Origin of the sequence: Rufibacter hautae, from assembly GCF_008271695.1 — a bacterium.
GTDB lineage: Bacteria > Bacteroidota > Bacteroidia > Cytophagales > Hymenobacteraceae > Nibribacter > Nibribacter hautae.
This window is the reverse complement of record NZ_VKKY01000003.1, coordinates 822,455-846,727: the sequence shown is the minus strand read 5'-3', so window position 1 is coordinate 846,727 and position 24,273 is coordinate 822,455. Positions and strand designations below refer to the sequence as shown.

Sequence of the window (24,273 nt, the reverse complement as noted above, 5' to 3'; positions counted from 1 at the left end):
GATTCGGCTCCTATATGTTTCATGCTACTTTGCGCACTAGGCCCTTGCCATTAGACCTGGATTGGGCTGGACAATGGATTACCCGCTCACTTGATTTATAGGCCATTTTCTCCAAAATGGGTTAAAACCATGGCTACCTCTCCAAGACTCAAAAGCCTATATCTTCTTCTTTAGGCTTTGCCAGCTCATTTCCAGGCGAATGCAAGAAAATACAATTATCTGAGTTTTAAGGTGACAACCCACGTGCTTCCTACTTTCCTGTTTTAGATCATCTTCAGGAATATTTAGCTAAAACTATATTCGCAAAAATCAGTATGTAGCAGGAGTAACACAACACTATGCAACTGACCCTTTCTGCCCGCCCATTTACCCGTATTTACCTGTTCTGCCTCTTGCTAGTGTTGGCCGCAAGCAGCTGCAAAACCGCCAAAACCCATTACCGCGAGGGGCTGGAACGCGCCAGCAAAGACGATTACATTGGGGCCGTGCGGGAATACGATGCCGCCATCGCCAAGAAGCCCGATGACGGGAGCCTGTACCGCTTGCGCGGTGTGGCCAAATACGAGATGGATGATTTTGACGGCGCCCTCGCCGACTTCTCCCAGGCCATTCTGCTGGTGCCCACTGATGCCGAGTCTTTCAAGTTCCGGGGCGACATCAGGCAGAACCGGGGCCAGTACAAACAAGCCATTGAAGACTACAACCAAGCCATCACGCACCAGCCCAACTACGCCAAAGCCTATAACAACCGCGGCTTAAACCGGGCCCGGCTCAAAGACACCAAAGGCGCGGTGCAGGATTTCAGCCAGGCCATTCTCTTGCAGGGAGATTACGCCGTGGCCTACCTTAACCGGGCCAACGTGCGGATGCGCCAGAAACAGTACAACCTGGCCCTGGAAGACTATGACAAAGCCATTTCCCTGGACGCAAACATGGTGCAGGCCTTCTATAACCGAGGCGTTCTCAAACACACCCAGAAAAACCGCCGCGCCGCCTGCTCAGACTGGCAAAGAGCCTTTGAACTAGGCTCCCCCGAAGCCGGCAACCTCCTCAATCGCTTCTGCAAGTAAGTTTCTTCAGGTCTACTCTCAAATGGCAAGCTAGTTTGCTATCCCAAGTCTTTGCTGGGCATGCATTCCATTGCCTTGGAAGGTAAGGTCTATTTATTTTGCGATGTTTATGGCTGTAATCTCTCTGGTTCAAGTTTTCAACTTGGACCTACAATGAACTGAAGTTTGCAACTTCAGTGAGGCGTCAGCCTCAGACCGGCTTTGCTGATGCTGTAGAAGTAAGCTTCCCACCAGAAGGAACCCACCCCTACCCCTCCGAGGAGGGGAATCTGCACTTTTGCCGCAGTCGCCGTTGTTGGTGTTATCACCAACGACCTGTATTGCGGTAGCCGGCGCTAGGGCAACCACAAGGGATTGCCCCTACAAAATTTCTGCGCGAGTGGTCATCCTAGGCCTTCAAAGGGGGACAATCTGCCTTTGGCTTAATCCGCCTGATCATTTTCCCTTTCCTTCGTTTTACCTCCCTTTTCATAAAATCAGGTCATAAACGGCAATTGGCGCTGAAAACCTTGGGGTGTTCCTTTGGCTCCCGTCGGCAATTAGTATATTTGGTGCTGAGAACCGGGGACCTTCTCCTTTTTGGGGACGGCCCTTTAAAGAAGCACTATGAAATTACTGGAAGGAAAAATTGCCTTAGTGACCGGCGCCTCTAAGGGCATAGGCCGGGCCATTGCAAAAAAATATGCCGAAATGGGTGCCAATGTGGCGTTTACCTATCTCTCCAGCGTGGAGAAGGGACAGGCCCTGGAGCAGGAATTAGCCGAGTACGGCATCCAGGCCAAGGGCTACCGCTCAGATGCCTCTGACTTTACCCAGGCCGAGCAACTGGTGGAAGCTGTGGTGAAGGACTTCGGGAAACTGGACGTGTTGGTGAACAACGCCGGTATCACCAAAGACGGTTTGCTTATGCGCATGAGCGAAGACCAGTGGGATGCGGTGATCAACACCAACCTCAAATCGGTCTTCAACCTGACCAAAGCGGCCACCAAGCACATGATGCGCGCCAAAAGCGGTTCCATCATCAACATGACCTCGGTGGTGGGTATCAAAGGCAACGCCGGACAGGCCAACTACGCCGCTTCCAAAGCGGGTATCATCGGGTTCACCAAATCAGTGGCCTTAGAGTTAGGTTCCCGTAACATCCGCAGCAACGCCATCGCGCCGGGCTTCATTGAAACCGATATGACCGACGAACTGGATGCCAACGTGGTAGCCGAGTGGCGCAAGGCCATTCCGCTGAAACGCGGCGGTGCCCCCGAGGATGTGGCCAACGCGGCCGTGTTCCTGGCCTCTGACCTGTCTGCCTACGTAACCGGCCAAACCCTGCAGGTAGACGGCGGCATGCTGACCTAATTTGATTGCTAATTGCTAATTGTCAATTGCTGATATCATTTCAAAGCCGATGTGGGTGCAGACCTACATCGGCTTTTTTTGTATGATCATCCCTTGTGGTTGCCCTTCTATGTTTCCAACGCTAATCTGGTTGTTAGTGAGAACACCAACAACGGCAAACTACGAGAGCGAAACACCAATAACGGCGACAATGAAGATTCCCCTCCTCGGAGGGGTAGGGGTGGGTTCCTTTTAGCAGCACGCTTAGAACTACAGACCTGCAAGCCGAACAAAGCACCAACATTCACCAGAAGACGGTTTATGTAACAAGTGAGAAGGCACAACAATCAGGCAACAATCAGGTATAGAGAAAGCAACGGCAGGCTTACCCCTATGGTAACTCGTTATAATTTTTCGCCTGTTTTCAGAAAAACGAGCCTTAAACCCCGTTACAGGCAATAACTTAGACTTCTGGGCAGTTCAGAAGAAAAGATGTATGTCTTCTGTTGAACATGTTTTATCTTGCTCCTTGATCCTGTGACCTAACTCACCGTTTGTGCAATCACTCCAAATTCACACTGCTTATTCTCCTTGGTATGCATTGCTTTGCCTGGCGGCAGGGCTAGGTGTTTCCTGGTTCATGTACCGCCGGGGCGGTCCCTGGCCCATGGGCTTGCGCTTGCTCCTGGCTTCGCTGCGGGCGCTGCTGGTGGCGCTGGTGTGTTTTCTGCTGCTGGAGCCGTATACCCGCCGCATCAGGCAGGAGGAAGTAAAACCCAAAGTGGTGCTGGCACTGGACAACTCCCAATCGGTGGGACTGTTCACCTCCAAGGCCGAGTTGGGCCGCACCCTGCAGGGCTTGGATGCCCTAGCCGATAGGCTGCAGAAAAGTGGGCTGGAAGTAGTAAAACAGTCCATGCAGGAAGGTGATACGGTGGTTAATTCTTTTGCCCAAACCCCGCTCAAAGCGCCGGTGACCAACCTGCACGCCCTGGTGGAAAAAGGCGACCGGGCCCTTCGGAACCAGAACCTGGCAGCCACCGTGCTCATCTCTGACGGCATTCATAACCAAGGTCCCACTCCTACTTTCCAGCTATACAATGCGCCCATTTACCCCCTGGCCTTAGGCGATACCGTGGCCAAGCGCGATGTGGTGCTGGAGGAAGTGCAATACAACAAAATCAACTACACAGGCACATCTTTCCCAGTGGTGGCGCGCGTGCGGCATAACGGCTTCAACGGCACCACTGCCACGGTCCTGCTGCAGGAAAACGGGAAAACCGTGCAGCGTAAAACGGTTTCCCTGCCCCGCGGCGGCACGGTACAGACCTCGTTCCAGGTGACCGCCGCCCAGCCGGGTAAAAAGCACTTTCAGGTGCAGGTGCAGCCCCTCACCGGCGAGTTCACGAACATCAACAACAGCCGGCACGCGTACCTGGAGGTGATCAAAGGCAAACTGAAGGTGCTGGTGGCCGCTGCTGCCCCCCACCCCGATATCAAAGCCCTGCGAAGCGCATTGCGCACAAACCAATTGCTGGATGTGGAGGTAGTACTGGGGCCTTTCCAGAACCCCTCGTTTAAGACGCCTTATGATGCGGCCATCCTCCACCAGATCCCTAATGCCACTGGGGTGGGTACAGATTGGCTCCGCCGATTAAGGACCGCCCGTGTGCCCACGTTCTACATCCTGGGCGCCCAGACCGATTTCAACGCGTTCAACTCCCTTCAGGCTGGCGTGCAGATCAACCGGCCGTCGCCGCAGTTTGACGAGGTGCAGCCCTTGCTCAATGCCGCTTTCCAGCGGTTCTCCGCCGAACCCACTGCCCAGTCCCGTATCAAAGCCTGGCCGCCCACACCTGTCACCTTCGGTGATTGGCGGATTGCGCCGGCCGCCGAGGTCATCCTGCAGCAACAGGTAGGCGCCGTAAGAACCACCAAACCGCTTCTGGTCTACAAACCCGCCGCTCCTACCCCATCCGCGGTGCTTCTCACCGATGGCAGTTGGCAATGGCGCCTCACCGAGTCTGTGGACCACGGTTCTTCCCAGATCTACGACGAGCTCATGACGCACCTGGTACAGCTGCTGGCCAACCGCCGGAACCAGAAGCGCCTGCACGTGTACCCGGTCAAAGACGAGTTTGAGGCATCGGAAGGTGTGACGCTCCAGGCCGATGTGTTCAATGCGGTGCAGGAGGAAATCTTCGGGCAGGACATCTCACTCACGCTCACCCACGAGGGTGGCAAACAGACCCGGCATCGTTTTAGGCATGAGCAGGGCGGCGAAGGGCTGCGCTTGGGCAACCTACCCGTGGGTGTGTACCGCTACACCGCGTCTGCGAGGGTAGAAAACCAGAACTACACAGACGCCGGCGAGTTTGTGGTGCAGGAACAGAACCTGGAGTCGCTCCTGGCCGTGGCCGACCATAGTTTGCTGAGCCAGATCGCGGAGCGGTCGGAGACTCGCCTGTACTATCCTGCTCAACTTGCCCAACTGGAGCAAGACCTGATCAAAGCCAACTTCAAAACCATTCTGCGCAGCCACGAGGAAGAAAAAGACCTGCTGGAACAACCCTGGTTTTACTTCCTATTACTAGGTTTAGCGTGTGCTGAGTGGGCGCTGCGGCGTTTCTACGGCAGTTTATAAAATTGGAATTACCTCATCTTAAAACAAAAAGGCTGCTTTCCAAAGCAGCCTTTTTGTTTTATTCATTATTGTCCGGTGGTAGTCCCGCTTGAATCAACTGCAGGCGCAATGGTGTCGGCGCGGTTATCGGCGGCCCCGGTTTCAAAGTCCTGCGCCCTCACGGTGGGGTCTCTTTCCTCGGTGGCAGTGGGTTCAACATCACCCTCTTTGGGCTTGGTGGTGGAATTACAGCTCGCCAAGAAGAACATAGGGATGGCGGCGCAAAGGATCAGGCACTTTTTCATAGTTTCAGGTTTTGGTACAGTGTATAGTATAAGGCCTTGCCGTGCGAGAACGCCACAAAGCCGCCGGGATCTTTCTTTTCCCAATTCCCTATACGGATTCTTTCAAGGTAAGTAGCAAAGGCGATTTTGGCCTGTTTTTCAAGAATTGGCTCCAAATCGATTTTACGTCTTTTTTGCCGTTGTTAAGAAAACATGAAAGGGAAAATGACTTCCGGTTTCCTTTATCACAGGTAACGGCAGTTTAGGCCTGATCTGAGAAAAACACGCCCTAAACAGAATCAAAGCCGTACTTTTGCCTGACATACAACCGCTACCGTTTTGCAGTACCTTCTCCTCAACAAGCCCTTTGAAGTTCTCACCCAGTTCACCGATGAGAACAACCGCGCCACCCTAAAAGACTATGTGACGGTACCCAACGTGTACCCCGTAGGGCGGCTGGACTATGACAGCGAAGGCTTGGTGCTGCTCACCGATGACAAGCAACTGCAGCACCGCCTCTCAGATCCCAAATTCAAAGTAGAGAAAACCTACTGGGTGCAGGTGGAAGGCGTGCCTACCGATGAGGCGCTGGACCAATTGGAAAAAGGCGTGCTCCTCCAAGGGAAGAAAACTTCGCCCGCCAAGGCTAAACTACTGGAAGACGTTACCTTCTGGGAGCGTTCCAAGCCCATCCGGTTCCGGGCCAATATTCCCACTACCTGGGTTGAGATTAAAATCAGCCAGGGTATGAACCGGCAGGTGCGCAAAATGACCGCGGCCGTGGGATATCCAACGCTCCGGTTGGTACGGGTGGCCATCGGGCCGTTGCAGTTAGGGGATTTGCAGCCGGGTGAGTACCGGACGTTGACCTTTGAGGAAGTAAAGCTTCTGAAAGGGTTGGCTAAGCCGGTGAATACGTTTGTAAGACCTTATAAGAATAAGAAAAAGTAATATCTGTTCTGAGCTTGTTTTACAGAAAACAGGCTCAGAACAGATCCGTAGCGGCGTTACCCTGTAACGCCGTGTGTCCAAGAACCAATCCCCTCTAACCCCTAGAAGGCTGTTCTTCCGGGGAAATAGTCAGATTCCCTTGGCAAAGGTGATTCTCCTGGAAGGCGCCGGAATCGCTGCGTAGCTCCACGGCATTACGATGTAACGCCGCCACGTTTTGGCCTCCTTCTCTGAAAAACAAGCCAAAAGCGCCGCTTGGCCTGTCACCTTCTGCCGAAACTTCGTATAGCTTTTTTATTGTCTTTTGGCACAAATGACATTGTGTCACAAAAAGGCAGAATTATGGCCTTGGCACATGTCTTGTTAATAAGAGACCAAACGAGTTAATAAGGAAATCAGGAACTACTAAAATAAAACTATAGACAATGGGAAAAATCATAGGCATTGACTTAGGAACTACCAACTCTTGCGTTGCGGTAATGGAGGGTAACGAACCAGTGGTGATTCCGAACAGCGAAGGCCGCCGGACTACTCCGTCCATCGTGGCATTCCTGGACAACGGGAACGGTGAGCGTAAAGTAGGTGATCCTGCCAAGCGTCAAGCTATCACTAACCCACAAAATACCATCGCGTCCATCAAGCGTTTCATGGGTCGCGGCTTCTCAGAAGTAAAAGACGAAACCAGCCACGTTTCTTACAACGTGCAGTCTGGCAGCAACAACACCGTGCGTGTGCAAATTGGCGACCGCCAGTTCACGCCGCAGGAGATTTCTGCCATGGTTTTGCAAAAAATGAAGCAAACTGCTGAAGACTACCTGGGTACAACTGTAACCGAGGCAGTGATCACAGTTCCTGCTTACTTCAACGACGCACAACGTCAGGCGACGAAAGAAGCCGGACAGATTGCCGGTTTGGATGTAAAACGTATCATCAACGAGCCTACTGCCGCTGCGTTGGCGTATGGCCTGGATAAAAAACACGCCGATCAGAAAATCGCGGTATACGACTTAGGTGGTGGTACCTTCGATATCTCTGTCCTGGAACTGGGCGACGGTGTGTTTGAAGTATTATCTACCAACGGTGATACCCACCTGGGTGGTGACGACTTCGACCAAGTAATCATTGCTTGGTTAGCCGATGAGTTCAGAGCCGAAGAGAACATGGACCTGCGCACAGATCCAATGGCGCTGCAGCGTTTGAAAGAAGCGGCTGAGAAAGCAAAAATCGAGCTTTCCTCTTCTTCTGAAACCGAAATCAACCTGCCCTACATCACGGCTACGCAGACTGGTCCTAAGCACTTGGTGCGCAGACTGTCTCGTGCTAAATTTGAGCAGTTAGCCGATGACCTGGTACGTCGTTCTATGGAGCCGGTTCGCAAGGCGTTACAAGACGCTGGCTTGCAGCCATCTGACATTGACGAAGTAATCTTGGTGGGTGGTTCTACCCGTATCCCAAGAATCCAGGAGGAAGTAGAGAAATTCTTCGGTAAGAAGCCATCTAAGGGTGTGAACCCAGATGAGGTAGTAGCGATTGGCGCCGCTATCCAGGGTGGTGTATTGACCGGTGAGGTGAAAGACGTGTTGTTGCTTGACGTAACGCCGCTTTCATTGGGTATCGAGACCATGGGTGGTGTGATGACCAAATTGATTGAGTCTAACACTACTATCCCAACCAAGAAGTCCGAGACCTTCTCAACTGCTTCTGACAACCAGCCAAGCGTGGAAATCCACGTGTTGCAGGGTGAGCGCCCAATGGCCCGCGACAACCGCACCATCGGTCGTTTCCACTTGTCAGACATTCCACCAGCACCACGCGGCGTTCCTCAAATCGAAGTAACCTTTGATATTGACGCCAACGGTATTCTGCACGTGTCTGCCAAAGACAAAGGAACTGGTAAAGAGCAGAAAATCAGAATCGAGGCTTCTTCTGGTCTGTCTGAGCAGGAAATCGAGCGCATGCGCAAAGAGGCTGAGGCCAACGCCGAGGCTGACCGTATTGCCAAAGAGCAAGTAGAGAAAGTGAACCAGGCTGACTCTATGATCTTCCAGACTGAGAAGCAATTGAAAGAGTACGGCGAGAAACTTTCTGCCGGAAACAGAACTGCCATCGAGGGTGCCCTGGCTGATCTGAAGAAAGCGCATGAGTCGAAAGACCTGACCGCGATTGACAGCGCCATGGAAAGCATCAACAATGCCTGGCAGGCGGCCTCTCAGGAGATGTACGCCGCCACTGGCGGAGCCGGACAGCCAGGTGCTGACGGAGGTTTCGGTGGAGCACAACAGCCAGGTTCTGACGGACAAGGCGGTGCCACGCAGTCTGCCAGCGCAGATAACGTAACCGACGTAGACTACGAAGAAGTTAAGTAACAATAATTAGGTTTAGTTGAAAAAGCCCTATCGCTTTGCGGTAGGGCTTTTTTGTTTGTATTACAGCCAGTTACAGGGCGTATCTACCCTAAAGAGAAGGTATAAAGTACTTCTGAGAAGTGGCCCTTTTCAAGTGTGGTATGAACTTTGCCTAAAATCTACGTAGTATCTTTTCACCCATTAAACCCTGCCCTATGCTAAAAGCCAACTTCATCGCCTTCCTGTTTGTAGGCGTTCTTGCCCTTCTTGCCTCGCCGGCGGCCTCTGCCCAAGAGAAGGATAAAAAGCACAAAGAGGGCAAGGAGTACAAAGAGAAAGAGTACAAAGAACACAAGGATAAGAAAGACAAGGACTACAAAGACCAGGAGTGGCGCGAAGACCGGGATGACAGAACCAGGCCCCAGGGGAATGGAACCTTAGGCGACATTATTGGCCGGGTGATTTTACCCCCTAGGGGAACGGCAGGCCCTAGGGAACTCCGTGGCGTGCCCAAAGGACATTACCCGCCGCCCGGCGAATGCCGCATCTGGTACCCTAACCGACCTCCGGGACATCAGCCCCCGCCCACCGATTGCCGTAATCTGTATGGCGTAAGACTGGAACCCGGCGCCTTCATTTTACACGGTGACCGGGCCTATGATGCAGAATATGATTGGAGAGAAGAGGATAGACGCCGGCCTGGCACCGTCACTCGTGACATTCTAGACATCCTGTTCCCCCGTCGGTAATTTTTAATAACGGTTACACGTAATCCTGCAGAAAGGAAGAGGCTTTGGCTTCTTCCTTTCTGCATTTATAAGCAGGTAGGCATGATTAGCTTTTTCGGCCTGTATTTCTTTCCTCCAACCTCATACAGGAGGCAATGCTTGCAAAGCTTCGTACCTTTGTGCCTTCTGGAGCTTAAAGGAGTACCCTCATGGATTTTATTACCCTGGATTTTGAAACGGCCACTGCAGAGCGCGATAGCCCCTGTGAGATTGGCTTAACGTTTGTGCGGAACGGGCAGATCGCAGATACGCTGGCTTGGCTCATCAAACCGAATTCTTATCCGTACTTCAACAGCTGGAACATCGCCATCCATGGCATCAAGCCGAAGGATGTACAGCACAGCCCCACTTTTGACCAGGTGTGGCAGGAACTTCGGCCCATGCTCCAGAACCAACTGATTATTGCCCATAACGCCAGCTTTGACATGAGCGTGCTCAGGGCCACATTGAACACCTACGGCTTGCCTTTTCCGGAACTGAACTACGCCTGCAGCGTGCAGTTCTCCAAACAGGTCTGGCAAGGCCTGCCGCAGTATGATTTGAAATCACTCTGCAACCGCCACGGCATCCAATTCAAGCACCACCGGGCAGCCGCAGATTCCTACGCCTGCGCCGAACTAACCTTGAGGGCCTTGGCTCATACCAACTGCAGCTGTTTAGACGACTTTCCTGAGAAACTGAAGATCAATTTTGGGCAGTTGTTTGAAGGCGGCTACAAAGCATCATCGGTAAAGAAGACCCCGAAGCCTAAGAGAGCTTTTCCTTTTTAAGAAGAGAACTGATTTACTTTTGGAGAGGAAAGTGACTTTTATGCACAGCTGCAAAATAAAAGCCGCCTAACGTATTCCGTTCCGGATTCTAGCTATTGTTTTATTTCGTTTTTAAGCTGATTTCCTTGAATCGACTATAATACGGTTCGATTATTTTTCCAACCGCGTCACGCCTACGTAGCCTCGGCCTCCGTCCAGAGAGACTTTCCAGCCTCGCTTCTTCAGGGCTCTTTTGATGAATTCATTCAGGAAACCATGGGCTACTAGAACGGCTATCCCATTAGATTCTGCTTCCCGTACCAGATGATCCGCGGCCTGGGCAGCCCGCATTTTGGCCTGTTTGAAGCTTTCAATATCTTTCTGGTTCAAACCCAACAGCCACAGGATACGGGAGGTCACCTGCCACCATTTCAAAGGAAACTTACCCAACGGCAGGCCCCAGATCCGGCTCTCGAACTCCTTGAAAGTAGCGTCTTCTATCAGTTCCACCTCGGGCCCAAACAACATGAGCGCAGTGGCTTTGGCGCGGGGCAAGGTACTGCAGAATACCCGCTTTATCCGGTCCAGTGGCAAGTGCTCGCTTCGCTGGATGATCTTCTCCACTTCCGCCTGGTTATAATCCGTGATGTATTGCTGGGCCTGCGCCTTACTGAAGAAGCCTTTCCGGCTGATCAAGGGGCGGGCATGCCGGATGAGGTAGATATGCTGGGCATTGAAGTTCATCTTTTTACTATGTAAAAAGCACGTGAAATGGGTATTGTCCTTTTCACGTGCTTTTTGAAAACGGGTATAAAAGAGAAACTATTGGGAAGCTACCGCATCATTGGTTTTATGTCTTCTGAGGGCTTTCATGTAGACCACCAGTTCATCCATCTGCTCGCGGGAGATTTCGTGCTTCTTGAAGGAAGGCATCCGCCCGATTCCCAGGAAAAAAGCTTTGCTGCGGACCCTGAACCGCAGGGCAACGCCCGGCAACGGAATGTTATTCAGTGACGGGCCTAATCCAGCTTCTCCCAAGGGGTGACAACGCTGGCAGTTCTGCATGAAGACCACGCGGCCGTTCTCCAGTTGCTGCGTTTGCAGGGCCAAAGGACCCAGGATGGGCTCACTGCGCCGGGCCGTACCGCAACTGTAGAGCAAAAGCATCGGCAGAACCATTAACAGCATCCACCTAAGGTTGTATGTATTGAATAGCTTTTTCATCTGGCTCCGGTTTTAGTGATTCTCCAAACCACCCCGGTCTTCTGCTTGGGGGCGGGTCCTTGCTCGGTCATCGGCATAATCCCGAAATCTACCACATAGAGCGCGGTTCCGGCGGGGTTGAACTTCACGGCGATGGGTCTTTCCAGCCCCCCGTTCTTCAGGATGGAGGCGGGTCCGTTGATCTTGGTTTTATTGGTGGCGAAATCCTCCACCACGCCGTTTGCGGGATTCACGCGCACCACCTTGAAACCCACCGGCCCGTAGGTGTGGCCTACTTCTGGGGTCATATCACCAAACTGGGCAATAAACGCCTCCCCCACGTGGCCGAAGCCGGCGTTGCGGGAGAAGTCCAGGCCATTGGAAGAGGAATGCACCCCCAGGATGGCAGCCGGTTTTGGCGGCGTGCCCGGGTGCTTGGCCAGCAGGAATTTAGGATCATCATGTGGGGTCTTGTAGTCATCCGAGGCCATGGGCTGACCGTTCGCGAAATCTGGCCAGCCGTACCACTTGCCCGGCTGCACGGCCCAGAGCACATCGCCAGCGCCGTAACCGGGCCTGCTGCCGCGGGTATCGTAGCCGTTGTCGGTGACGTAGAGTTGGCCGTTCTGTGCGAAGGCCAGTCCGTACGGGTTCCGTAATCCCCAAGCCACCAACTCCAAAGGTCCGCCCTGCAGAGAGACCCTAAAGACCGCCCCAGAACAAGGAATAGTCCCTTTGACGGTCTGGTTAGGCGTGCTGGGGGTCCCGAAGGGCAGGTAAGCGCCCGTGGTGACTTCGTCCTTGTCATCCTCGGTCAAGGGGTTGTAGGTAGTGAAGTTCTGGCCCGTCAGGACGATATCTTGGCAGGGGATGTCATGGAACGTGGGGTTGCGTTTGAGCCAGCCATAATGGTAGTTATCGGTGCCCACAATGGCAGAGTTGGTGGCCGTCCCCTGCCCGAAGTACAGGTACCCGTCCTGACCGATGACCGGGGCATCGGTATGGTGATCGCCCATGCTGGGCAGGTTCTCTACCAGGCGCGTGATCTGCCCGGCTTTGGAAATCTTGAGGATACGGCCACCTTCCAGTTCCCCGCCCTCAGAGACATAGAAAAAGCCATCGTGGTAAGCGGCGCCAGTCCAGGGACCATTTTTGTCGCCGACAGCTACCTGGGTGGAGGTTCCATCGGGGTTGAGGCGCAGTAGTTTGGGAGGGAGCCAGATCTCGCCATAGGCGTACCCGGCCTCGGTGATGTAGGGCGTGCCCTGCTCGTCAAAGGTGATGCCGGTGGGATAGTTCAAGCCCGAGTTCACTGGTTCAATGGTGTATCCGGCGGGCAAGGCCACATCGGTGGGTTGCAGGGCGCGGGTCTGCGGTTCAAAGCTCTTGGGGCCACCATAATGACCCTTGATTTTATAGCATCCGGATAACAGCAGCGGCGCAAAAGAAACTATGATAAAGCGGATAAGTATTTTCATAGGCATGCAACAGGAAAGAGTTCTACGTATGATACTTTTAAGTAAGTAAAACAGTTGCTATTGCACCTTGTTTAGAAAATTTTACATTAGCGAAGAATATAGAAAAAAGCTATTCTTAAACTCCTATGAAATTTCGGGTATTGCTTCTGCTTATGTTTATGCTGATGTTCGTTCTGTTTGCCTTTTTGCAGTTGAACGACCCTGATCCGGTTATTTGGGTTCCGGTTTATCTGTCGGCGGCGGTACTTTGCTTTCTGGCGTACAAGCGAAAGCTGTTCAGGTGGGTGTATGCGTTGGCTTTTCTGGGGTATGCCATTGCCGCTTTCCTGCTTTGGCCGCCGGTGTACCAGGGCATCTTTTTTGACATGAGCCGCTCTCCCGCCATTGAGGAAGCTCGGGAATCACTGGGACTCACGATCTGCGCCCTGGTCATGGTGTATTGCTATATCTTGGAGTGGAGATTTAGGGCCTAGAAACCTCTCACCGGCAAAAAGCAGGAAAAACAATTTAAGCCTCTTTTTCAGAAACGACCCTCTAAACGGCCTGCTGGTAGACGAAATTGTACAGCTGTCCTTTCACCTTTTCAAGTTCAGAAGGGTCCAAGGCAGAGGGATACGACATGAGCAATAAAGGCACCCAATGCATTCCGGCAACGTACGGCGGTTGCCGGTACTCAAAATCATTCAGAAGGAAGCCCAACCGCTCATAGAATCGGATGCGGCGCTGGGCGATTTCAGAGTGTGGAGGCTCTACTTCCAGTAACACAGGCGGCGGAATGGTTTCGAGTAAAATCGCCAAAGCTTTTGAGCCTGTTCCTTTCCCCCTATGTGAGGGCACCACGGCAAAATGCTCCAGAAAAGTGAATCCTGATAACTGCCAAATCCCAAAGAACCCAGCGAATTCCTCTTGGTCCATGATGGCAAGAAACCGGTAGGCCGAATCTGTGAAAAGCTGGGTCTGCTGCTCCAGGGTGCGCCGCTCTTCCGGTGGGAAGGCCTCTTCATACCACTGCCACGCCTGGGAGAACCCGGGCGTGGCAGTGGTTGATATGGCTTTCAGCGTGAGCAAGGACTAATCCATTTCTATGTCGCCGCGGCGCAGTTGCTCCACGGAGCGCATCACTTTGTCATGCTGCACGGTACGGTGTTTCTCCAGGGCATCGGCCACCACGGCATTGGTGCTGCCCAAAATCTGAGCGGCCAGCAAACCGGCGTTGGTAGCGCCGTTCAGAGCCACGGTAGCCACGGGCACCCCGGAAGGCATTTGCAGGATAGAAAGGATAGAGTCCCAGCCGTCAATGGAGTTGCTGGACTTCACCGGCACGCCAATTACGGGCAACGTGGTGAGGGCCGCCACCATCCCCGGCAAATGGGCGGCTCCGCCAGCCCCGGCGATAATGGTTTTGAGGCCTCTCTTGCGGGCCCCCTCGGCGTACTCCAGCATGCGGTGCGGCGTGCGGTGCGCCGATACGATGGTTACTTCAAAGGGAATGTTCAATTGTTCCAGGATATCGGCGGCGCCAGACATGACCTTCAGGTCTGACTGGCTGCCCATGATAATACCTACCAGCGGCGTGTTTTTATCAGGAGTTTGGCTCATGCAATAATCTTTAGTCGGTTTTTAAGGGTATCTGCTTTCTGTTTTACTTCTGCAATGGTAGGGGCCAGCACCGTTAAATGGCCCATTTTCCGGAAAGGCCGGGTAAACTTCTTCCCGTACAGGTGAATATGCACGCCGGGTTCCTGCAATGTTTCATCAAGCCCTTGGTAAACGGCCTCGCCCGAATAGCCCGCTTCGCCTAGCAGATTCACCAGCACCGCCGGGCAGTGTGGCTCGGTGTCGCCCAAAGGTAAACCCAGGATGGCGCGCAGGTGCTGTTCAAACTGCGAGGTGGCGTTGGCTTTCATGGTATGATGGCCGCTGTTGTGCGGACGCGGGGCTACCTCGTTCACCAGAATCTGCCCATCGCGGGTCACAAACATCTCCACCGCCAAAAGTCCCACTATGTCCAGCGCAGTGGTCACGTGGGTAGCGATTTCAATGGCCATGCGCTGCAGTTTGTACGCAATCTGGGCCGGCGCCAACAGGTAATCCACCAAGTTGTGCTCTGGGTGCATGACTTGCTCCACCACCGGGAAGGCCTTCACCTCGCCCTGCACGTTACGGGCACAGATCACCGATATCTCGGTCTCAAACTCCACCAGTTTCTCCAGCACAGTGGGGGCCTGGAAAGCTTTGGCCAGATCGTTCTCTGAGGAAAGGCGCGTGACCCCGTTGCCGTCATAGCCGCCTCGGCGCAGTTTCTGAAAAGCAGGCAGAAAATCAAGGTTCGTCTCTAGTTCAGCGGCATCCTGTAGCAACCTGAAATCTGAGGTAGGAATGCTGTTCTGTTTGAAAAATTCTTTCTGCAGGCCTTTGTCCTGGATGGTTCTAAGCGAGGCAGGCTTGGGATACACCTGCACACCTTCCTTCTCCAAAGCAAAAAGAGCATCTACGTTCACGTGCTCAATTTCTATGGTTACGTGCGTGCAGCGCTTCCCGAAGGCATACACCGTCTCGTAGTCCTTGAAATCACCGTGCACAAACTCCTCGCAGAGATGGCGGCATGGCGCGTATTCGTCTGGGTCCAGCACCAGGGTGTAGAGGTTGAAATCCAAACCGGCCTGCAGCAGCATACGGCCCAGTTGCCCGCCGCCCAGAATACCTAATCTAACATTGTTCATCTTAAAACCGGAAAGTCACAAGTAAAAGGAATATGGGTTTCTAGCAGACAGTCAGGCCATCTACCGGAAACCCAAATCTCAGGCTTATGCGGTTAAGCTACAAGTTTTAAGGCAGCCAGAGGAATATTTTCTTTCAGGATATCTTTATTTAATCTATAAGGTGAGTACAGCATAAAAATTTCTGGAAAAAAGAATATCTTTGAAAGAAAGTAGAAGATACCGTTCAAAAATTATCATTATATAATATTTAAAATGAGCAAAACCCCATTTGCTTAGATTAAAATAGAATTATCTAAACCCAATCATGAATACTTCCTACAGGTTATTACTCCTGGAAGATGACCAGACGTTGGCTGGTGCACTCGTCCAAGCTTTGAATAAGCAAAATTTATACGCCCAACGCGTAGAGGTACAGGCCCTCAGTTATGAGGTGTTTGAAACCCAGTTTGGCATTGGACGCAACTCTACCCGCGAAATCATTGTGCTGGGGGGCAAAGCCGCATTAGGCTATGAGCCTGACACCCGCTTGCTGAAATCCCTGACGGCCCACCTGGACCGCACGCACCTTTTTGTGCTTACCTCATCTATAGACGGCCAGAAAATCCTTGACTATTGGCAACCAGGTGTTATTGGCGTTTTGGGCCGAGATGGGCAGGCGCACGCCTCATTGGTGAAAGCCATCCTGCGCCTGCAGTTGGCGCAGCAGAAACGCCTTTCCTCCCCGGCCAAATCCAAACAAACCGGCATCTGGCAGCGGCTTTTTGCCTAAAGAGTGCCTTTTGCGGCAGGGGCCTGGCGCTCCTGCCTGCAATTTGGCTGTAGTAGGTAATTTCCTGATTTTGCGTATTATTGGGCGCAATGGAAATTTTACTCGCAACTTTCTCGGCTTTGTTCTCGGTGGTGAATCCGTTTAGCGCCATGCCGGTGTTCCTCACGCTCACCCACGACGACTCCCCCACCCGCCGGAACCAGCAGGCCTTCAGGGCCTGTGTGTATATGATCATGATCCTGACGGTGTTCTTCCTGGCCGGGCAGGCCGTGCTGGATTTTTTTGGCCTCAGGATTCATGATCTGCGCATTGCGGGTGGTATCATGATCATGCGGGCGGGCCTGGACCTGCTCAACCCTAAAGCCGAAGAAGGCAAGAAGATCTCCAAAGACGTGGTAGCCGAAGGTGTGGAGAAAGAAGACATTTCCTTCACCCCGCTGGCCATGCCCTTACTCTCAGGCCCGGGGTCCATTGCCGTGGTCATCAGCCTTTTCACCAAGTCACTCACATTTCTGGACATGTGCCTCACCGTAGTGGGCATCATACTGCTGGGGATGGTGAGCTACATCATCCTGCTCTTCTCGCCCCGCCTTATGATCTTCTTGGGCAAAGCCGGCCTGGCTGCCCTCACCAAAATTATGGGCTTTATTGTACTGTCTTTGGGTGTGAGTTTCATTGTTACCGCTCTGCTGGCGCTTTTTAAATAGCACGTTTTATAAAAAGGCACTTGTTGTTTTGGGCCTGCTTTCCCAAAATCAGCTTCCAAACAGCCATCGCCAGAAACCTACACGTCCCATTTTTCTGACGCAAGACTCAGAACTCAGAACTCAGGACTCATTGTTTTGCCTTATCTTTGCGGCATGCAATTAAAGAACGACTTGCTCCTGCGTGCCGCCATGGGGCAGCCTACTGAAAGAACTCCCGTATGGCTCATGCGTCAGGCTGGGCGTATTTTACCCGAATACCGCGCTGTGCGCGAACGCCTCTCCGGTTTCAAGGAACTGGTGGAAACCCCTGAATTGGCCGCCGAGGTGACTATTCAGCCGGTGGATCTGCTGGACGTGGATGCCGCCATCATCTTCTCTGACATTCTGGTGGTGCCCGAGGCTATGGGCTGCACCTACGAGATGATTGAGAAGCGCGGGCCTATTTTCCCCAATACCATTAAAACCGCCGCTGATATTGAAAATGTGCGCGTAGCCGACCCTTACGAGCACCTGAACTACGTGCTGGAGGCCATCAAAGTGACCAAGCGCGAACTGAACGGCCGCGTGCCGCTCATCGGGTTTGCGGGTGCTCCCTGGACTATTTTCGCGTACATGGTGGAAGGCAGCGGCTCTAAAACGTTCTCTAAGGCCCGCAAGATGCTCTACGAGGCGCCAGAGCTATCGCACAAATTGCTCCGCAAGATTACCGATACCACCATTGCGTACCTCAAGGCTCAGGTAGAGGCCGGCGCCAACCTGATGCAGGTATTTGATTCCTGGGCGGGCATTCTGCCTCCGGCGCATTACAAGGAATTCTCGTACCGCTACATCGCGGAGATCTGCCAGGCCATTCAAGGGGTTCCGGTAACGGTGTTCGCGAAAGGCGCCTTCTTCTCCCTCGCGGATTTCTCCCAGTTGGACTGCCAGGTAATTGGCCTGGATTGGAACATGGACGTGAACAATGCCCGTGCTGCCGTGGGACCGAACAAAACCCTGCAAGGCAACCTGGATCCTTGCGCCCTCTACAATGACTTTGCCGGCGTGAAGCGCGAAACCATTAAGATGCTGGAAACCTTCGGCCCGAACCGCCACATCGCCAACCTAGGCCACGGCGTATACCCAGACACCGATCCCGAGAAGGTAAAATGCTTTATCCAAACGGTGAAAGAGTACAGCCACCGATAAGTAATTTCTACCCCTTTTTTAAAAAAAGAAATAAAAACGGCCTCCTGTTCAGATGAGCAGGAGGCCGTTTCTATTTTGGAGTAGTAGTTTTTAAACCGCGCATGTCGTTTCTGAGGCTTTCGCCTCACTGAAGTTGCAAACTTCAGTTCATGTTGGGTCCAAGTTGAAAACTTGAACCATGTAAAAGGTGAGTAAAATGGGTGGGGGCTAAACTCTAATTATCTGTTCAATTCCCTATACCATACCGCAAGTTTAGCGCTAGCGTAACTTGTGGTTACTATGATGGCAAGTTTGCAACTTGCCTGCTGCACCAGCAGCATTTTAAAAGCTGCTTCGCTTCAAAAGAATAAACCAAGTTAGCCTTTTATTTCAAAGCTGATTTTTCGAAAACAGACCTTAAATCAAAACTCGTTAAGTAGTCACTTCAAAACCAGCCAGCACCTTTTGCAGGACTTGAGACTTCTGGGCCTCTGATTTCAGCTGTTCGCGGTTGATGGGTACTACGCCTACGTGTTCGCAGACCAAGCCTCCGCCTAGATTGGCCAGTTCAGCCAAGGCAGGCAGCGGCAGGCCGGCGGCTAGGCTCAATGCGGCAATGCTTACCACCGTATCGCCGGCGCCGGACACATCAGAAATGGAGCGGATATGGGCATCCAGGTAGGTTTTGCCATTGGTCACCGATTGGCAGAAGACCCCGCGTTCTGAGAGGGTGACCAGCACATTCTCCAGGTCCAGCTTTTTCTGCAACTGGTTTACGGCCGCTTCAAAGGCCTCCAGGTTCGCATCCGCGAAATCCACTTTCAGGCCTTCTTTGAGTTCTTTCAGGTTGGGCTTGAACAGCGTGCTGCCTTTGTAGGACAAAAAGTTCTTCTTCTTGGGGTCAATCACCGTGGGCACCCCGGCTTGTTTGGCCAGCGTGAGCAGCTCGTCAATTACCTCGGCACTCAGCACGCCTTTGTCATAGTCCTCGAAGATGACCACGTGGGCATTCTCCAGCAGGCCTTGGAACCGTTGCACCAGGGCTTGGCGCTCGGTGGCGGTGAGGTCCATCTCTACTTCTGAATCAATTCTCAGCAACTGCTGTCCGCCGGAGATGATGCGCTGTTTCACGGTGGTGGGCCGCTCAGAACTCAGGATGATGCCCTCGTCGGTTTGGCCTTGCTCGCGCAGCAAGCGGATCAGGTCGGCGCCTTCGGGGTCATCGCCTACCACCGAGCACAGCAGCGGCGTGGCGCCCAGGCTCTGCACGTTCAAAGCCACGTTAGCGGCACCGCCCAGGCGCTGTTCTATCTTGGTTCTGTTCACGATGGGAACCGGCGCCTCGGGCGACAGGCGGGACGATTTTCCCCAGAGGTAGGCGTCAATCATCACATCCCCTACCACTAACACCCGCAGTTGGCTGAAACGGTCAAAAAGGGAGGATACGGTGCGCTGAATGGACATTCAGAAATGTAAATAGGGTTGAAACAAAACATTGGATAACCCACCTTAGCTGTAGGCGCGTTATCCAATGTCTGGGCAAAGGTAAGAAGAAAATGCGAGACTCGTTTTTAGCTCAGTTTCGCCAAACTAGCCTTAATCCGCTCCAGGGCCTCAATCAATTTGGCGTCTGAGGCGGCGAAAGAGAAACGGATACACTCGGGTGCCCCGAAAGCGCCACCTTCCACCAGGGAAACGTGGGCATCGTTGAGCAGGTACATGGCCAGGTCGTTCGCGTTCTCAATTTTGATGTCGCCGGCAGATTTCCCGAAGAAAGCGCTCACATCTGGGAAGATGTAGAAAGCGCCCTGCGGCACATAGGTCTTAAAGCCAGGGATGTCGTTCATGAGCCCCAGCACCAAGTCGCGGCGACGCAGGTAAGAGGCGCTCATTTCCTCGGCAGAGGATCTTCCGCCTTCCAGCGCGCCTTGGGCCGCTTTCTGGGCAATGGAGCAGGTTCCGCTGGTGATCTGGCTCTGCATTTTGTCGCAGGCATCGGCTATGTCTTTGTGAGCGGCTATGTAGCCCACGCGCCAGCCGGTCATGGCGTAGCCTTTGGAGAAGCCGTTCACGGTGATCACGCGGTCTTTGATAGTCTCAAACCGGGCCAGGCTGTAGTGCTCACCGGTGAAGTTGATGTACTCATAAATTTCATCGGCGATGACGTGCACCTGCGGGTGTTTCTCCAGAATAGCGGCAAACGAAGCCAGCTCTTCTTTGGTGAACACAGAACCGGTTGGATTGCAGGGCGAAGAATACATCACCAGCTTGGTATTGGCCGTAATGGCGTCTTCCAGCTGCTGGGCGGTGATTTTGTAGTCGTTTTCCAGGGCGCCTCTTACCGGCACGGGAATCCCCTCGGCCAGCTTCACCACTTCCTCGTAGCTCACCCAGTACGGAGAGATGATGATCACCTCGTCGCCGGGGTTCACCAAACACATCACCGCATTGGCGATGGACTGCTTGGCACCCGTGGAAACCACAATGTTCTCTGGGCCATATTCCAGGCCGTTGTCGCGGCGCAGCTTCTCCACAATGGCCTTGCGCAGGTCTGGGTAGCCGGCTACGGGCGTATAGAAGGTATAGCCATCGTCAATGGCTTTCTTGGCAGCGTCTTTAATGTACTGAGGGGTCTGGAAATCGGGTTCCCCAAAGCTCAGGTTGATTACGTCCACGCCTTTGGCTGCCAGTTCGCGGGCCTTTTTGGCCATGGCAATCGTCTGTGATTCGGCAAGTGAGGTAATGCGGTCTGATAATACTTTTTGTTCGGTAGTAAGCATCTCTTGTGAAGACATAAAGGTGTGGGATCAAAAATAGGACCTTTTGCTGTTTTTATAGCTTATTCGTGAATATTTAATTAATCTTTCACGGTTTAGGGGCCATTTACTGGAAATAAGGAAGAAACAGGCGTATGTATCTCTTTAAAACGCGCTTCAGGCTGAGAAAGTATCCTGGGGCGAGAATACCGCCAGCCACTGCCTCTTGTACTGTTTAAAAGGCAAAGGGTTCTGTTTTCCTAAACCGATCTTCCCAGGTTAGAGAGATTCCTGGCCAGGATAACCAAGTCAGTATAAGGCGTATAGTCCTTGGCGTAGATCACCTCCATCTGCCGGACCGCCGCCGGACTGATGCGCCGGTTAGAGACTTTGTCTACCGGCGAGAGGATGGCAGGTTTTGACTCCGGCGTGGCGGTGGCCTTGAGCCCCACCCACTGGTAAAGCCCCACCAGGTTTCCGAGGCAATTTTTCAAAAACTGCCTTTTTCCTTTGATGCGCCAGATAAGCACCGGTGACAGCGCCAGCAGCACCGCGCTCACCAGCGAGTTGAGCACCACTTTGTTCCGCCGGTGGTACGGGTTTAGCAGGTTCACCTCAATGTGCAGGGCGTAATAGTCGCCGCGGGCGTTTTTAGACGAGGACCCGATGATGTAGGTACTGTTCTCGGGCAGGATCTTGAATTCCACAGCGCTGTTATGGATCTGCACCATCCACTCTATGATCTGGGAAACGGCCAGGTCCTTCCCGCAGAAAATGAGCTCGTTTATCTTATAGATCTCGATCACCTCTTTGATTTGCCTGAGGTCTGCCAGGGTGTGCTGCGGCTCCAGCTGCGTCAGAGGTTTTTGGGCGCCGGCCTGCCGCAGCAGTACCGAGGCCCTTTTCACTTCCCGGCTGCTGCCCACCACCGCAATGCGTTTGGCCTTGGGCTCCCCGAACTTCCAGTGCCCATAGGATCTGAAATGCCAGATAAGGCGCCAGAGCGTCATGCCCACCAAACCCATTAGCACGGCCACCAGCAGGTGTTTTTTGTTTGTTTCACCCACAATGGACACGATGCTGGAGAACGCCATGAGCAGGATACTGCCCCATAGCATCCCGCTAACTAGCCGGTACAACCGTCCTGGTTTATCATAGGCCCCGCTGAAGAAAGCACTGCCCAGCCAGACGGCCAGATAGGCGCCCCACATGGGCGTGATGCCCAACGGCAAGGGATCAGGCACTACTTTCTCGCCTACCACAGCGCCAATGGCCAGGCAAAGCCCGTCCAGCAAAAGAGGCGCTACGCGCTGAAAAGCCCGGAACAGAATAGCGATGGCGGCCCGCAGGTAAATGGCCAATCGGATGAGGAACGAGTACAGCCTGGCCTGCCGCCCGCTGAAATGCTTCTCCGCGAAGACCATCATGGCCCGGTAGAACATGAACACGTAGTTCACGCTGGTTTTGCGGGTGCTCTCGCCTTTGTAGTGGATGATGCGGGTCTCGGGGAAATACACCACGTCGTAGCCACCTTCCTTGATGCGGTAAGAAAGGTCAATGTCCTCACCGTACATGAAGAAGTCCTCGTCCAGGAGGCCTACTTTCTCCAGGGCCTCGGCGCGCATGAACATGAAAGCGCCGGCCAGGATGTCTATTTTATGCACCTGGTCTGCGTGTAGGTGTCCCAGATGGTAGCGGTTGAACAGCGAGGAGGTGGGAAACATAGCCGCCAGCCCGAATACTTTGGAAAAAGCCACCCAAGGCGTGGGCAGACCGCGTTTGGATTCGGGCAGGAAAAGGCCGGCGCCGTCCATCATCTTCACGCCCAGCGCCCCGGCTTTGGGATTTTGTTCCATGAACCGGAAACACTTGCAGAAGGTGTCCTCCTCCACTACCGTGTCTGGGTTGAGGAGCAGCACGTACTTGCCCTGCGCCTGCCGGATGGCCTGGTTGTTGGCCTTGGAAAAACCCAGGTTCTCTTTGTTGGCCAGCAGAATGACCTCGGGGAAGCGCCGCTGCACCATCTCCACCGATCCGTCCACGGAGTTGTTGTCTACCACAAACACCTCTACCTGCAGCCCCCGCACCGCCTTCCTGACGGAAAGCAGGCATTGCTCCAGGAAATAGCTGACGTTGTAATTGACAATGATAACGGAGAGGTCTTTCAAGCAGCGAACGTTGGGTCGTAGTGGATGTGGCCGGGTAATGTCTCTGTAAGTTCAGAAAATTCTACAAACATAAAAAAAGCAGGAACACATGTTCCTGCTCTGTGGGCTGTTTAGGCCGTGTTTTCTCTAAAATAAGCCTAAAACCTAGATCTGGCTGTAGGCGGTACGGTCCAGGATGCTGCGGCCCAGGGTAATCTCATCGGTGTACTCCAACTCGCCGCCCACCGGTACGCCCCTGGCGATGCTGGAAATGCGGGCCGGGTAGTCTTTCAGTTTGCGGGTGAGGTAGAACGCCGTGGTGTCGCCTTCCATGGTGGGGCTCAGGGCCAGGATGATCTCTTTCACCCCGGAACTAGGCAAGCGCTCCACCAAGGATTGGATGTGCAGGTCTGACGGGCCCACGCCTTCCAGGGGAGAGATCACGCCGCCCAGCACATGGTACACGCCTTTGAACTGGGCCGTGTTCTCAATGGCAATCACGTCGCGCATGTCGCTGACCACGCACAGCAGGGCGCGGTCGCGGAGCGGATTGGAACAGATGCTGCACACTTCCACGTCTGAGATGTTGTGGCAGGTTTTGCAGTACCTGATGCCGGTGCGCATGCGTACCAGCGCCTCAGAAAGTTGTTTTGTATCTTCGGTTTCGGCTTTGAGTAGGTGCAGCACCAGGCGCAAGGCGGTTTTCTTGCCTACGCCAGGTAATTTAGCCAACTCTTCTACCGCATTCTCAATCAGCTTAGAAGGGAAATTCATCCAGTTAGTTCAGGGTTAAACGATATCCGCTGAGATACCCCGGTCATGGATGGCGGTGCACATGATCTCTAACTCCGTGAACGTGCCCAATTTTACGGTACACTTCCCTTTGTAGTGAATCAGCATGGTACACTGCTCGGCCTGTTCCTGTGTGTGGCGGCAGACCTGCACCAGCGTATTGATCACGTGTTCAAACGTATTCACGTCATCGTTGTACACCACCAGCTCGCGCACATCGGTGGTTTCCTCCAACAACAGCACGTCTTCCTGCTCCAGAATTTCAGTTAGAATGTCCATAACGCAAAATTAAGCAATTAACATGAGTTTAGGAAGCTCTACCTGCTTGGGTCTCAGCAAAAGTAAAACAGTATAAAATGGCCTCTTGTTCCTGAAAAAAAGGTAGTTTAGCC

Annotated in this window: 23 protein-coding genes; 11 read left to right on the top strand and 12 right to left on the bottom strand. The window is 53.2% G+C overall.

Going from position 1 to position 24,273, the window contains the following annotated elements; all coding sequences use genetic code 11:
• Positions 1-338: 338 nt before the first annotated feature.
• The 3 genes from FOA19_RS19995 to FOA19_RS19985 all read left to right on the top strand — a co-directional run bounded on the left by FOA19_RS19995 (position 339) and on the right by FOA19_RS19985 (position 5,046).
• The gene (locus tag FOA19_RS19995; protein ID WP_149092607.1) at positions 339-1,070 is read left to right on the top strand and encodes a tetratricopeptide repeat protein; all 732 of its coding nucleotides are present in this window, start codon (positions 339-341) and stop codon (positions 1,068-1,070) included.
• Positions 1,071-1,676: 606 nt separating this feature from the next.
• The gene (fabG, locus tag FOA19_RS19990; RefSeq protein WP_149092606.1) at positions 1,677-2,423 is read left to right on the top strand and encodes a 3-oxoacyl-[acyl-carrier-protein] reductase; all 747 of its coding nucleotides are present in this window, start codon (positions 1,677-1,679) and stop codon (positions 2,421-2,423) included.
• A 535-nt stretch (positions 2,424-2,958) separates the two neighbouring features.
• Positions 2,959-5,046 (top strand): vWA domain-containing protein, encoded by a 2,088-nt coding sequence (locus FOA19_RS19985; RefSeq protein ID WP_149092605.1) that lies wholly within the window; start codon positions 2,959-2,961, stop codon positions 5,044-5,046.
• 65 nt (positions 5,047-5,111) lie between these two features.
• Here FOA19_RS19985 and FOA19_RS19980 read toward each other — a convergent pair whose 3' ends face one another.
• Positions 5,112-5,330 (bottom strand): YajG family lipoprotein, encoded by a 219-nt coding sequence (locus tag FOA19_RS19980; protein WP_149092604.1) that lies wholly within the window; start codon positions 5,328-5,330, stop codon positions 5,112-5,114.
• 318 nt (positions 5,331-5,648) lie between these two features.
• On the opposite strand from FOA19_RS19980, the gene FOA19_RS19975 reads away from it, so the two are divergent.
• The 4 genes from FOA19_RS19975 (at position 5,649) to FOA19_RS19960 (ending at position 10,163) form a co-directional block, all read left to right on the top strand.
• On the top strand, positions 5,649-6,260 hold the full coding sequence (locus FOA19_RS19975; protein WP_149092603.1) for a pseudouridine synthase: 612 nt from the start codon (positions 5,649-5,651) through the stop codon (positions 6,258-6,260).
• A 425-nt stretch (positions 6,261-6,685) separates the two neighbouring features.
• On the top strand, positions 6,686-8,626 hold the full coding sequence (dnaK, locus tag FOA19_RS19970; protein ID WP_149092602.1) for a molecular chaperone DnaK: 1,941 nt from the start codon (positions 6,686-6,688) through the stop codon (positions 8,624-8,626).
• A 194-nt stretch (positions 8,627-8,820) separates the two neighbouring features.
• Positions 8,821-9,354 carry a hypothetical protein gene (locus FOA19_RS19965; RefSeq protein ID WP_149092601.1) on the top strand — a complete coding sequence of 178 codons (534 nt, stop codon included), beginning with the start codon at positions 8,821-8,823 and terminating at the stop codon, positions 9,352-9,354.
• Between the two features lie 188 nt (positions 9,355-9,542).
• Positions 9,543-10,163, top strand: a complete 621-nt coding sequence (locus FOA19_RS19960; protein WP_149092600.1) for a 3'-5' exonuclease — start codon at positions 9,543-9,545, stop codon at positions 10,161-10,163.
• A 150-nt stretch (positions 10,164-10,313) separates the two neighbouring features.
• Here the strand turns inward: FOA19_RS19960 and FOA19_RS19955 are convergent, their stop codons facing one another.
• From FOA19_RS19955 to FOA19_RS19945, 3 genes are all read right to left on the bottom strand, one after another.
• Complete coding sequence (locus FOA19_RS19955) at positions 10,314-10,886, bottom strand: histidine phosphatase family protein (protein WP_149092599.1); 573 nt, start codon at positions 10,884-10,886, stop codon at positions 10,314-10,316.
• A gap of 78 nt (positions 10,887-10,964) precedes the next feature.
• Positions 10,965-11,366 (bottom strand): c-type cytochrome, encoded by a 402-nt coding sequence (locus FOA19_RS19950; protein WP_223808992.1) that lies wholly within the window; start codon positions 11,364-11,366, stop codon positions 10,965-10,967.
• Complete coding sequence (locus FOA19_RS19945) at positions 11,363-12,823, bottom strand: PQQ-dependent sugar dehydrogenase (protein WP_149092598.1); 1,461 nt, start codon at positions 12,821-12,823, stop codon at positions 11,363-11,365. Before FOA19_RS19945 ends, FOA19_RS19950 begins: the two co-directional genes overlap by 4 nt.
• 125 nt (positions 12,824-12,948) lie before the next feature.
• Between FOA19_RS19945 and FOA19_RS19940 the strand changes: the two genes are divergently transcribed.
• Positions 12,949-13,296 carry a transmembrane 220 family protein gene (locus FOA19_RS19940; protein ID WP_149092597.1) on the top strand — a complete coding sequence of 116 codons (348 nt, stop codon included), beginning with the start codon at positions 12,949-12,951 and terminating at the stop codon, positions 13,294-13,296.
• Between the two features lie 61 nt (positions 13,297-13,357).
• Here FOA19_RS19940 and FOA19_RS19935 read toward each other — a convergent pair whose 3' ends face one another.
• Genes FOA19_RS19935 through FOA19_RS19925 form a run of 3 tightly spaced genes read right to left on the bottom strand, consistent with a single transcriptional unit; the run spans position 13,358 to position 15,546 of the window.
• Positions 13,358-13,891 (bottom strand): GNAT family N-acetyltransferase, encoded by a 534-nt coding sequence (locus tag FOA19_RS19935; RefSeq protein WP_149092596.1) that lies wholly within the window; start codon positions 13,889-13,891, stop codon positions 13,358-13,360.
• A gap of 3 nt (positions 13,892-13,894) precedes the next feature.
• Complete coding sequence (purE, locus tag FOA19_RS19930; protein ID WP_149092595.1) at positions 13,895-14,422, bottom strand: 5-(carboxyamino)imidazole ribonucleotide mutase; 528 nt, start codon at positions 14,420-14,422, stop codon at positions 13,895-13,897.
• Positions 14,419-15,546: a 5-(carboxyamino)imidazole ribonucleotide synthase gene (locus FOA19_RS19925; RefSeq protein ID WP_149092594.1), complete on the bottom strand. Its 1,128-nt coding sequence runs from the start codon at positions 15,544-15,546 to the stop codon at positions 14,419-14,421. Before FOA19_RS19925 ends, purE begins: the two co-directional genes overlap by 4 nt.
• Positions 15,547-15,850: 304 nt before the next feature.
• On the opposite strand from FOA19_RS19925, the gene FOA19_RS19920 reads away from it, so the two are divergent.
• The 3 genes from FOA19_RS19920 to hemE all read left to right on the top strand — a co-directional run bounded on the left by FOA19_RS19920 (position 15,851) and on the right by hemE (position 18,207).
• Positions 15,851-16,315, top strand: a complete 465-nt coding sequence (locus tag FOA19_RS19920; protein WP_149092593.1) for a hypothetical protein — start codon at positions 15,851-15,853, stop codon at positions 16,313-16,315.
• An 89-nt stretch (positions 16,316-16,404) separates the two neighbouring features.
• Entirely contained in the window at positions 16,405-17,022 is a 618-nt protein-coding gene (locus FOA19_RS19915) for a MarC family protein (RefSeq protein ID WP_149092592.1), read from the top strand.
• Positions 17,023-17,175: 153 nt separating this feature from the next.
• Complete coding sequence (gene hemE / locus FOA19_RS19910; RefSeq protein ID WP_149092591.1) at positions 17,176-18,207, top strand: uroporphyrinogen decarboxylase; 1,032 nt, start codon at positions 17,176-17,178, stop codon at positions 18,205-18,207.
• A 411-nt stretch (positions 18,208-18,618) separates the two neighbouring features.
• On the opposite strand, the gene FOA19_RS19905 is transcribed toward hemE, so the two are convergent.
• The 5 genes from FOA19_RS19905 to FOA19_RS19885 form a co-directional block, all read right to left on the bottom strand.
• On the bottom strand, positions 18,619-19,650 hold the full coding sequence (locus FOA19_RS19905; protein WP_149092590.1) for a bifunctional heptose 7-phosphate kinase/heptose 1-phosphate adenyltransferase: 1,032 nt from the start codon (positions 19,648-19,650) through the stop codon (positions 18,619-18,621).
• A gap of 107 nt (positions 19,651-19,757) precedes the next feature.
• Positions 19,758-20,966: a pyridoxal phosphate-dependent aminotransferase gene (locus tag FOA19_RS19900; protein ID WP_149093140.1), complete on the bottom strand. Its 1,209-nt coding sequence runs from the start codon at positions 20,964-20,966 to the stop codon at positions 19,758-19,760.
• A 236-nt stretch (positions 20,967-21,202) separates the two neighbouring features.
• A complete protein-coding gene (locus tag FOA19_RS19895; protein WP_149092589.1) occupies positions 21,203-23,110 on the bottom strand; it encodes a glycosyltransferase family 2 protein in 1,908 nt (635 codons plus the stop codon).
• A gap of 144 nt (positions 23,111-23,254) precedes the next feature.
• The gene (gene recR, locus FOA19_RS19890; protein WP_149092588.1) at positions 23,255-23,863 is read right to left on the bottom strand and encodes a recombination mediator RecR; all 609 of its coding nucleotides are present in this window, start codon (positions 23,861-23,863) and stop codon (positions 23,255-23,257) included.
• A gap of 15 nt (positions 23,864-23,878) precedes the next feature.
• On the bottom strand, positions 23,879-24,160 hold the full coding sequence (locus FOA19_RS19885) for an ATP-dependent Clp protease adaptor ClpS (protein ID WP_149092587.1): 282 nt from the start codon (positions 24,158-24,160) through the stop codon (positions 23,879-23,881).
• Positions 24,161-24,273 lie beyond the last annotated feature (113 nt).

Coding starts and splice junctions, on each gene's coding strand:
- FOA19_RS19995 (WP_149092607.1), top strand. CDS start 339: ATGCAACTGACCCTTTCTGCCCGCCCATTTACCCGTATTTACCTGTTC.
- fabG (WP_149092606.1), top strand. CDS start 1,677: ATGAAATTACTGGAAGGAAAAATTGCCTTAGTGACCGGCGCCTCTAAG.
- FOA19_RS19980 (WP_149092604.1), bottom strand. CDS start 5,330: ATGAAAAAGTGCCTGATCCTTTGCGCCGCCATCCCTATGTTCTTCTTG.
- dnaK (WP_149092602.1), top strand. CDS start 6,686: ATGGGAAAAATCATAGGCATTGACTTAGGAACTACCAACTCTTGCGTT.
- FOA19_RS19965 (WP_149092601.1), top strand. CDS start 8,821: ATGCTAAAAGCCAACTTCATCGCCTTCCTGTTTGTAGGCGTTCTTGCC.
- FOA19_RS19960 (WP_149092600.1), top strand. CDS start 9,543: ATGGATTTTATTACCCTGGATTTTGAAACGGCCACTGCAGAGCGCGAT.
- FOA19_RS19955 (WP_149092599.1), bottom strand. CDS start 10,886: ATGAACTTCAATGCCCAGCATATCTACCTCATCCGGCATGCCCGCCCC.
- FOA19_RS19950 (WP_223808992.1), bottom strand. CDS start 11,366: ATGAAAAAGCTATTCAATACATACAACCTTAGGTGGATGCTGTTAATG.
- FOA19_RS19945 (WP_149092598.1), bottom strand. CDS start 12,823: ATGAAAATACTTATCCGCTTTATCATAGTTTCTTTTGCGCCGCTGCTG.
- FOA19_RS19940 (WP_149092597.1), top strand. CDS start 12,949: ATGAAATTTCGGGTATTGCTTCTGCTTATGTTTATGCTGATGTTCGTT.
- purE (WP_149092595.1), bottom strand. CDS start 14,422: ATGAGCCAAACTCCTGATAAAAACACGCCGCTGGTAGGTATTATCATG.
- FOA19_RS19925 (WP_149092594.1), bottom strand. CDS start 15,546: ATGAACAATGTTAGATTAGGTATTCTGGGCGGCGGGCAACTGGGCCGT.
- FOA19_RS19920 (WP_149092593.1), top strand. CDS start 15,851: ATGAATACTTCCTACAGGTTATTACTCCTGGAAGATGACCAGACGTTG.
- FOA19_RS19915 (WP_149092592.1), top strand. CDS start 16,405: ATGGAAATTTTACTCGCAACTTTCTCGGCTTTGTTCTCGGTGGTGAAT.
- hemE (WP_149092591.1), top strand. CDS start 17,176: ATGCAATTAAAGAACGACTTGCTCCTGCGTGCCGCCATGGGGCAGCCT.
- FOA19_RS19905 (WP_149092590.1), bottom strand. CDS start 19,650: ATGTCCATTCAGCGCACCGTATCCTCCCTTTTTGACCGTTTCAGCCAA.
- FOA19_RS19900 (WP_149093140.1), bottom strand. CDS start 20,966: ATGCTTACTACCGAACAAAAAGTATTATCAGACCGCATTACCTCACTT.
- recR (WP_149092588.1), bottom strand. CDS start 23,863: ATGAATTTCCCTTCTAAGCTGATTGAGAATGCGGTAGAAGAGTTGGCT.
- FOA19_RS19885 (WP_149092587.1), bottom strand. CDS start 24,160: ATGGACATTCTAACTGAAATTCTGGAGCAGGAAGACGTGCTGTTGTTG.